This is a genomic window from Flavobacterium hungaricum, assembly GCF_015182285.1.
In the GTDB taxonomy this organism is placed as follows: Bacteria; Bacteroidota; Bacteroidia; order Flavobacteriales; family Flavobacteriaceae; genus Flavobacterium; species Flavobacterium hungaricum.
Genome location: NZ_PRDM01000005.1, coordinates 575,709 through 584,238 on the forward strand (window position 1 = coordinate 575,709; position 8,530 = coordinate 584,238).

At 34.3% G+C, this 8,530-nt stretch carries 7 protein-coding genes; 2 read left to right on the forward strand and 5 right to left on the reverse strand.

The window, feature by feature from the left end; all coding sequences use genetic code 11:
* The first annotated feature begins 159 nt into the window (after positions 1-159).
* Positions 160-597 (forward strand): hypothetical protein, encoded by a 438-nt coding sequence (locus tag C4F50_RS21830; RefSeq protein WP_194140764.1) that lies wholly within the window; start codon positions 160-162, stop codon positions 595-597.
* Positions 598-636: 39 nt separating this feature from the next.
* Here C4F50_RS21830 and C4F50_RS21835 read toward each other — a convergent pair whose 3' ends face one another.
* The 5 genes from C4F50_RS21835 to mnmG all read right to left on the reverse strand — a co-directional run bounded on the left by C4F50_RS21835 (position 637) and on the right by mnmG (position 7,586).
* The gene (locus tag C4F50_RS21835; RefSeq protein WP_194140765.1) at positions 637-1,398 is read right to left on the reverse strand and encodes a hypothetical protein; all 762 of its coding nucleotides are present in this window, start codon (positions 1,396-1,398) and stop codon (positions 637-639) included.
* Positions 1,399-1,475: 77 nt separating this feature from the next.
* Positions 1,476-3,755, reverse strand: a complete 2,280-nt coding sequence (locus tag C4F50_RS21840) for a helix-turn-helix domain-containing protein (protein WP_194140766.1) — start codon at positions 3,753-3,755, stop codon at positions 1,476-1,478.
* Between the two features lie 99 nt (positions 3,756-3,854).
* Positions 3,855-4,436, reverse strand: coding sequence for an OmpH/Skp family outer membrane protein (locus C4F50_RS21845; RefSeq protein WP_194140767.1), 582 nt, complete (start codon positions 4,434-4,436; stop codon positions 3,855-3,857).
* 237 nt (positions 4,437-4,673) lie between these two features.
* Positions 4,674-5,522, reverse strand: a complete 849-nt coding sequence (locus C4F50_RS21850) for a class I SAM-dependent methyltransferase (protein WP_194140768.1) — start codon at positions 5,520-5,522, stop codon at positions 4,674-4,676.
* Positions 5,523-5,714: 192 nt separating this feature from the next.
* Positions 5,715-7,586, reverse strand: a complete 1,872-nt coding sequence (gene mnmG, locus C4F50_RS21855; RefSeq protein ID WP_194140769.1) for a tRNA uridine-5-carboxymethylaminomethyl(34) synthesis enzyme MnmG — start codon at positions 7,584-7,586, stop codon at positions 5,715-5,717.
* A gap of 749 nt (positions 7,587-8,335) precedes the next feature.
* Between mnmG and C4F50_RS21860 the strand changes: the two genes are divergently transcribed.
* Positions 8,336-8,530: hypothetical protein (locus tag C4F50_RS21860; RefSeq protein WP_194140770.1), on the forward strand; the 195-nt coding region annotated here is incomplete at its 3' end.

The following is an 8,530-nucleotide window of genomic DNA, read 5'->3' on the forward strand; positions in this document are numbered from 1 at the left end:
AATATTCCCGTTGCACAAAGCTGGGCTGGCGGGAGCTAAAACGTAAATTGAAAACCAGAATTGAAGTCCGCTTTTAGTCTTATTTTATTGTTATTAAACTTTTGTCGGGTATTTTTTCAGGATTTGAAATCATAAATTCGTCCCTAAAAATTATAATTTATGGATAAAATTTTAAAACTCTTCGCCTTAGTAGTATTACTTAATTCGCAAACCTTTTTTGCCCAATCACAAATCGCTTCACAACAAGAAATTGCATTGAAAAAATCGCAAGCCGAAACTCAAAAAATCGTTAAGGAAAATCAAAACAAATTAGATGATAAAATTAAAGCGCTGAAAAAAGAGCAAAAAGAATTGGAATCTAAAAAGAAAGATCTGGACAAGTCTGAAAGTAAGCTAAAAACCACCCGAGAAAAAATCAGTAAAATGGAAGTGGAAAATCAGAAAATTGAGAAAAAAATAAACACTAATTCTGTTTCTGATGTAGAAGTTCAAAAACAAAAACTGAAAATCAAGGAAAACGAGGTTACAATCCAGAAACTAAAATTAACACAAATCACTCAGGAAAAAGAACTCGAAAAAGCACTCTCTGCAATATAACTAAAAAAGCCTAATTCATTAAGAATTAGGCTTTTTTGTTTATTGTGGAACAATCTTGGCATCTTGAGAAAGTATTTCCTTTTCTGACTGATAAATAAACAGCATTGCCGGAGCTGTTCCTCTTTCTCCTAAAACGATAAAATGGCACTCGTATCTAAAATTACCTTTTTTAAATTCGAAATGATGATTGCCTCCAGTTCCGTCGGCAAAAAAAGTACCATTTTCGATGATCAAATCTGGTGTATCGGTCATTTTCTTTTTTACTGACCATGAAGCATAACGATAATTGTTGTTTCCCAGATCATCGATTCTAATTCTAAATTTGGAAGTTTCTATAACAGCAACCGGCTCTTTAAACTTTGAAATGGATGCATGTACCGATTTTTTCTGCGCGGCAATCAATGCATTTTTCTGTTTCTTTTCTACTTCAGACTGATAGTTGATTGCAATTATTTTTCCATCTGTATCCATCCACATGTCGCCTTGGTTCAGCATTATACCGCGCCAGCCGACTTCCTCCCAATTTTTTGCAGGATCCGATTGGGTAATTTTTTCAGTCAGAACTTTATCAAACATTTCATTATATCTTTTTATAAAATCTGTTTTGTTCTTTATTGACGGAATGGGATAATCGCGCTTTAACGGATAACGCACCCGTTTGGCAATCGCTTCTTTGTCTCCGCTTTTGACTTCCTGAATAAATTTAGAAACAAATTTTTGGTAATCTGGTTTGAGTTCCTGCGCATTCGCGAATGACGAACAGCAGCATAAAATAACTAGTAAGGCTTTGAAAATTCTCATATAAAATGATTTATTGCATTAAAAATTAGACTTTTGAAAAACAAGTGCACTGTTTCACGTGGGACTATTTTCTGAGATTAATTTATGCTCGCTTTAAACATTTTTAGTTCGTCCCAGGTAAATTCATCGCCATGTTTTTCTTTCAAACCGCCCAAAGATTCTTCTTGATAAAATTGAAATGCTTCTCGAAGTGCTAAAATCTTATCGTACGGTAAAACTTCATTAATATCCACTTTTTTAGCCTGAATTAGTTTTATCAAATGTGTTTCAATGGTTTGTACCGTTAATTTACGCATTCTTGCAATAGCTTCAATAGAATTTTTCTCGAGCCATAGATCGTGCGTTTCTTCAACAGTCGTTTTTTTAGCCGTTTTAAGCTCACTTTTGGTTGCTTTAGCTGACTTATATCGAACAACTGGCACATCTTCTCTAAAAATGTCTGTATTTGTTATTTTAAGCTCATCGCGGATCTTTTCTGTTTTGCTGCTTTTGTAGTTTTTGATTACCGGCGATGAAAGTTTTTCTTTTGAGATCGCTTCTCCAGAAACTACTACTTCCATTAACAATTTGGCTTTCATCAATCTTAAAACCGCTTTTGTCTGCAAGTCCTCCAAAATTGTGAGTTCTTCATAAAACTCTTTTACCTTTTTGAATTTTTGAATTTCAGCCATTTTATACATCAAATCCTCGACCAGTTTATCCATCGCCTTATGGAAATAATCGTAGGCGGCATCTACCCTTTCCTTTACAAAAAACAAATCGACGGTATCTTTTGTGAAAATTTTATTAAGCTGTATTATAAATTTCTGCGAAGGGTCTAAAAGCTGCTCTATGGTCTCAAGACGCTTGTGCGCCCAAACGGAATGTTTTGATTTTTCTGATCCTGCTGCATTTTCGTTATAACTAAAACGATGATTGCGCCATTCCTGTGCCAGTTCGCTCCAATTGAAACTGTTTATCAAATAGTTGTGAATAAAATTTTTGGTTTCGAAGTGAAGAGAGTTCTTCAAGGTTTCTTCGGTAGCTTTATTCAAAGCATAATCCATCACATCTTGATCGTTAGAAATACCATTCATCCTCATCGGAGAAAGCAAAATGAGCCCATTTAAGGAACGTAAACGCGAAAGTGCTACATAGGCCTGGCCGGGCAGAAAAACTTGCGATACATCAAGCGCTGCTTTGTCAAAAGTTAAACCTTGGCTTTTATGAACTGTAATCGCCCACGCCAGTTTGATCGGATAGTGCGCAAAAGTTCCCAAAACTTCCTCTTCGATTTCTTTGGTCTGTTCGTTGACTTTGTATCGAATATTTTTCCATTCGTATTTTTCTACTTCCAGTGTCATGTTCTCTTCTGGAAAGTGAACAAAGATTTCTTCATCAGACAAAGATTTGACCACACCCATTTTTCCGTTGAAATATCTTTTTTCAAAAGACAAATCATTTTTAACAAACATAATCTGAGCTCCGACTTTCAGTTTTAATTCTTCTTCGACCGGAAAGATCTTTTCTGGGAAATCTCCAACCACAAAAGGCGTGTAAATATATTCTTTTCCATCCAAATCATTGATTGACTGTGAGTTAATAGAATCCGCCTTGGCATTATGGGTTGTTAAGGTGATGTAGCCTTTGTTTTCTTTGAAGTCAAAATCTGGCTTAACATACTGATTTAGAACCTCTATGTCCTGCGCACTGATCTGATTGTTTCGCAAATTGTTTAAAACCGAAATAAATGCATCGTCTGTTTGTCGGTATATTTTGGACAATTCGATGTAAAGCGGCGGATATTGCTGCAATACGTGAGAATGAAAAAAGAATTTGCCTCGGTAATAGTTTTTCAGCGTTCGCCACTCCTCATCGCGAATAACCGGAGGCAATTGCAATAAATCTCCGATAAACAAAACCTGAACGCCGCCAAATGGCTGTGTATTTCTGCGGACGGTCTGCATCATAAAATCTACCGCGTCGAGTAGATCTGCCCGCAGCATACTGACTTCATCTATGACGAGCAGTTCCATGTTTCGAATTACGTTTCGCTTCAGATTATTCATTTTGAAATGGCGTCGAAGCGTTTCTTTATTTTCAAACTTAACGGTTTCTGTAAATTGGGCGTTCGCTTCGTACGAGGGAATAAATGCAGAAAAGGGAAGCTGAAACATTGAGTGAATCGTAACCCCTCCGGCATTCAGGGCAGCAATTCCCGTTGGTGCAACCACCACTGTATTTTTATGCGTGGTTTCTATAATTTCCCGCAAAAGCGTAGTTTTTCCTGTTCCAGCTTTTCCCGTAAGAAAAATGGATTTTTGTGTCTGATTGATGAATTGTAATGTGTAAGCTGCCGCTTCTGAAACGTTTTGCATTGGGCTTGTATTAAAAAATAAAATTACCGCATTTTATAAAAAGAAAAAACCTAAATCTTTGTGGATTTAGGTTTTCAGTAATTTAGTTAGTTTGGTAGTTTATTTCTTTGCTTCTTCGCCTTCTTTAGCTGCTGGTTTAGCATCTGTTTTTGGCTCTGCTTTGTATTTATCATTTAATTCTTTAATGATTGTTTTTGTGATGTCGTATTTGTCTTCAGCATATAATACAGTTGCAGCATCTCCAGTTCCGTAGATATAAGAGTAACCGTTTTTCTTTCCGTATTCTTTAATGAATTTTTTAACACCGCTAACAAGAGAATCCATTTCTACTCCGCTTTCTTGTTGCAGTTGTTGTGCCAATGCTTGTTGAGCATAACCTAACTGCTGCTCTCTTTTTTGTAATTCAGCACCTCTTTGCTGCGCCCATGCCTGACCGTTTGCCTGCGCCTGGCTTTGAAAATTAGCAGCGTCTTGTTTAAAACGTGAAATTTCAGCTTGTAATTGTCTTCCTTTTTCTTCCGCTTGAGCTTTGTATTTTGCTTCTAGATCTTTTGCCTCAGTGTACTCTTTCATCAAAACCGAAGTATCCACGTAAGCTGTTTTTACTTCCTTTACCTCTGCTGTTTTGTTACAAGAAACTGCGAAAACTGAAAGTGCGATAATAACTAATGCTTTTTTCATTTTTTATAATTCTATTTTTTTTAAGTATTGAAGACAAAAATATAAAAAAAACGATAGCATCAGCATAAACTTTAAAAAATGCGCAAATTTTATGATATTGTTTTTATTTATCATAAAAAACATTCCCATAACCCCCCTTTATCGTTAAAATATAATGCTTTTTCAATTCTTCTCAAATGCAAAAAAGCTATTTCACAGTAAAATGTAAAATAGCTTTTAAAATACGTCTTTTTGTTTCTATTTATTTTTTAAAACATAAATATGCGACGAATACTCTTTTGTGCTGCCAGCTTTCCAATTTGATTTTAAACCAATGATCAATGCTTTTATATAATTCATTTTTCCTGTCTTATATTTTTCTGAAAGCAGACTCACGTAAAACGAATCAAATTTCATTGGAAGCACTTTTTCTAATTTCATATCTACTCTTTCAAAAAGTAATTGAATGGCTTTTTTAGAAAAATGCCAAAAGTGAATCGGCACATCATAAGCTGCCCAAAAAGTTTGATAATGGTTTGCATCAAACGATTTGAAATTTGGAACCGCAATAATTAATGTTCCAGTTGGTTTTAATAATCGCTTTAATTCTTGTATTTGAGCATCCAGATCAGGAACGTGTTCTAACACGTGCCACATTGTAATTACATCAAATGAACCGTTTTCTAAAGTGCTAATTTCTTCTACAAAAGAGATCCCTTTTTGTTTGGCAATATTTTTTGCTTTTTCGCTTGGTTCTGCTCCAATTGTTTCCCAGCCATTATTTTTTGCAGTTAGAAGAAAATCTCCTGTTCCAGCACCAATATCTAAAATCCTTCCTTTTTGAGGCTGCTGACTGTTAATTAGATTCAGTTTATTTTGAAGCGCAATATTTTTTACAAAATGATATGCTTTTTCAAATAATGAACGTTTGTTGTCTGTATGCGAAATATAATCTTCGCTTTCGTAATATTTGCCAAGATTTTGAAGTTCGGGCTGCGGATAAGTAATCAGCATATCTAATTCTTCGTCATGATACAAATCAAAAGTTTCTTTAGAAACAGAATGATCTTTTACAGTAAGAAAATGTTTTTTGTTTAAAACGTTCATTTTTTAATTCTCTAGGTATTTGGTTTAATTTACAAAAAATCTAAAAACGATAGATTTTCATTTTTAGATTTTATTTTATTTTTATATTACAGCGTTTCACGTGGAACAACTTTAATTCAGTTTTCAAATTTTAAGTTTAGATTAGTGAATTAAGATATCCAAATCAATCTAGACTTTAAAATTTGAAATTAATTATCTTCCCATATAAATCAAAAGCACCGAAATATCACTTGGTGAAACGCCGCTTATTCTTGAAGCTTGCGAAATGGTTACAGGACGAATCTTGGTTAATTTCTGTTTTGCTTCTATCGACATTGATTTGATTTTATTGTAATCAAAATTCTCTGGAATTTTTACATCTTCTAAACGATTTAGTTTATCCGCATTATTTCTTTCTTTCTCGATATATCCAGAATATTTAACTTGAATTACGGCTTGTTCTACGATTTCTTCATCCAAATCGTTTTCTTGAACATAACTAGAAACTTTCTCAAATTTCAACATATCTTCTAGTTCGATCTGCGGACGAGAGAAAATCTTAAACATTTTATCTCCCTGCGAAATTGGTGCAGATTCTTTTGATTCTAAAATTGGATTTGTTTCTGCAACGCTTACACTTGTTTCTTTAAAAAACGAAACCATCTTTTCAGATTCGTTTAATTTTCTTTCCATTCTTCGTAAACGATCTTCAGACGCTAAACCAATTTCGTATGACATTGGCGTCAATCTGAAATCGGCATTATCCTGACGCAGCAGTGTTCTATATTCAGCACGAGAAGTAAACATTCGATAAGGTTCTTCTGTTCCTTTGGTAATTAAATCGTCAATTAAAACTCCAATATAAGCTTCATCGCGTTTTAAAATTAAAGGCTCTTTTTCGTGCACTTTTAAATGCGCATTTATTCCTGCCATCAATCCTTGCGACGCTGCTTCTTCATATCCGGTTGTTCCGTTAATTTGTCCAGCAAAATACAATCCTTCGATTAGCTTCGTTTCCAAAGTATGTTTTAACTGCGTCGGCGGAAAGAAATCATATTCGATTGCATAACCTGGTCTAAAGAATTTTACTTTTTCAAAACCTGCCACAGAACTCAAAGCTTTAAATTGAATATCTTCTGGAAGTGATGTAGAAAAACCATTTACATAAACTTCGCAAGTATTCCATCCTTCTGGCTCCACAAATAATTGATGGCGTTCTTTGTCTGCAAATCGGTTTATTTTATCTTCTATCGATGGGCAATATCTTGGTCCTAAACTTTTGATTCTTCCGTTGAACATTGGAGATCGATCAAAACCTTCTCTCAAAATATCATGAACATCTAAAGAAGTATACGTCATGTAACAAGAACGTTGATGCGTTAACGGAGTTGTCAAATTTGAATATGAAAATTTATCTGGTTTAGCATCCCCTTTTTCTTCATTCATTTTAGAATAATCCAAAGAACGTCCATCCACTCTCGGCGGTGTTCCAGTTTTCATTCTTCCTGCTTCAAAACCAGCTTTAATTAAATCCTCGGTGATTCCAGTTGCAGCACTTTCGCCTGCTCTTCCTCCTCCAAATTGTTTTTCTCCAATATGGATCAAACCATTCAAAAAAGTACCGTTTGTTAAAACAACAGACTTCGCTTTGATTTCTACACCAAGCGAAGTTCTAATTCCTTTTATTTTTCCGTTTTCAATAATCAGCCCTTTTACCATTTCTTGATAAAAATCGAGATTTGGAGTTTTCTCCAACATCATTCTCCATTCTTCTGCAAATCGCATTCGATCGCTTTGAACTCTTGGAGACCACATCGCCGGTCCTTTTGATTTATTCAACATTTTAAATTGAATAGCCGTTCGATCCGATACAATTCCAGAATATCCTCCGAGTGCATCAATCTCTCTAACAATTTGTCCTTTTGCAATTCCACCCATAGCCGGATTACAAGACATTTGTGCAATGTTCTGCAAACTCATTGTAACCAATAAAGTTTTTGATCCTAAATTTGCGGCCGCTGCCGCGGCTTCAGAACCTGCATGACCTGCACCAACTACAATAACATCATATTCTTCTAAAAACATTTTATTTTATTATTCTCTAATAACCACAATAGCGGTTATTAGAATTAGATATATCTTTTTTTTTATTCTTTCAGCTTTCACGTTTCAAGTTCAGATCTGAATCTGCAAATAGATCTACGAAAGAAATATGTTTCACGTGAAACATATTTTTTATCAAATCGTAAATCTCAAACTTTCAATCCATGTTTCTCAATTGAAATACATTTCTATTACTTCACAACAAACCTTAATTTTCAAACTTTTAATCAAAACTCACAAAACAGAACTTTCAATTTATACGTTCCACGTGAAACGTTCCCTTTTACTTTCACCATAATCATTAAAGCAGAACTCTCACTTCACAACTCTCAATTTAAAATTTACAAAGCATAAAGTATAAATCTATACGTTCCACGTGAAACGTCTTCATTTAGTTTCACAATATCCTCAAAGCAAAACTCTCTATTAACAGCTTCAATTCACAGCTTCACTTCAAAACTCTCTAATCAGAACTCTCTACTTAGAACTTTCAAAGCATAACTTTCAAAGCATAACTTTCAAAGCAGAACTCTTAAACAGAACTTTCAATTCAGAACTTTCAATTCAGAACTTTCAATTCAGAACTTTCAATTCAGAACTTTCAATTCAGAACTTTCAATTCAGAACTTTCAATTCAAAACTTTCAATTCAAAACTTTCAATTCAAAACTTTCAAACATAGCTTTCAATTCAAAACTTTCAAAATACAACATTTAAATCTATACGTTCCACGTGAAACGTTTTCATTTACTTTCACAATATCCTCAAAGCAAAACTCTCTATTCACAACTTCAATACAGAACTTCAATACAGAACTTCAATACAGAACTTCAATACAGAACTTCAATACAGAACTTCAATACAGAACTTCAATACAGAACTTCAATACAGAACTTCAATACAGAACTTCAATACAGAACTTCAATA

Excerpts from the sequence above, each read along its gene's own strand:
- C4F50_RS21830 (WP_194140764.1), top strand. The coding sequence starts at position 160 with ATGGATAAAATTTTAAAACTCTTCGCCTTAGTAGTATTACTTAATTCG.
- C4F50_RS21835 (WP_194140765.1), bottom strand. The coding sequence starts at position 1,398 with ATGAGAATTTTCAAAGCCTTACTAGTTATTTTATGCTGCTGTTCGTCA.
- C4F50_RS21840 (WP_194140766.1), bottom strand. The coding sequence starts at position 3,755 with ATGCAAAACGTTTCAGAAGCGGCAGCTTACACATTACAATTCATCAAT.
- C4F50_RS21845 (WP_194140767.1), bottom strand. The coding sequence starts at position 4,436 with ATGAAAAAAGCATTAGTTATTATCGCACTTTCAGTTTTCGCAGTTTCT.
- C4F50_RS21850 (WP_194140768.1), bottom strand. The coding sequence starts at position 5,522 with ATGAACGTTTTAAACAAAAAACATTTTCTTACTGTAAAAGATCATTCT.
- mnmG (WP_194140769.1), bottom strand. The coding sequence starts at position 7,586 with ATGTTTTTAGAAGAATATGATGTTATTGTAGTTGGTGCAGGTCATGCA.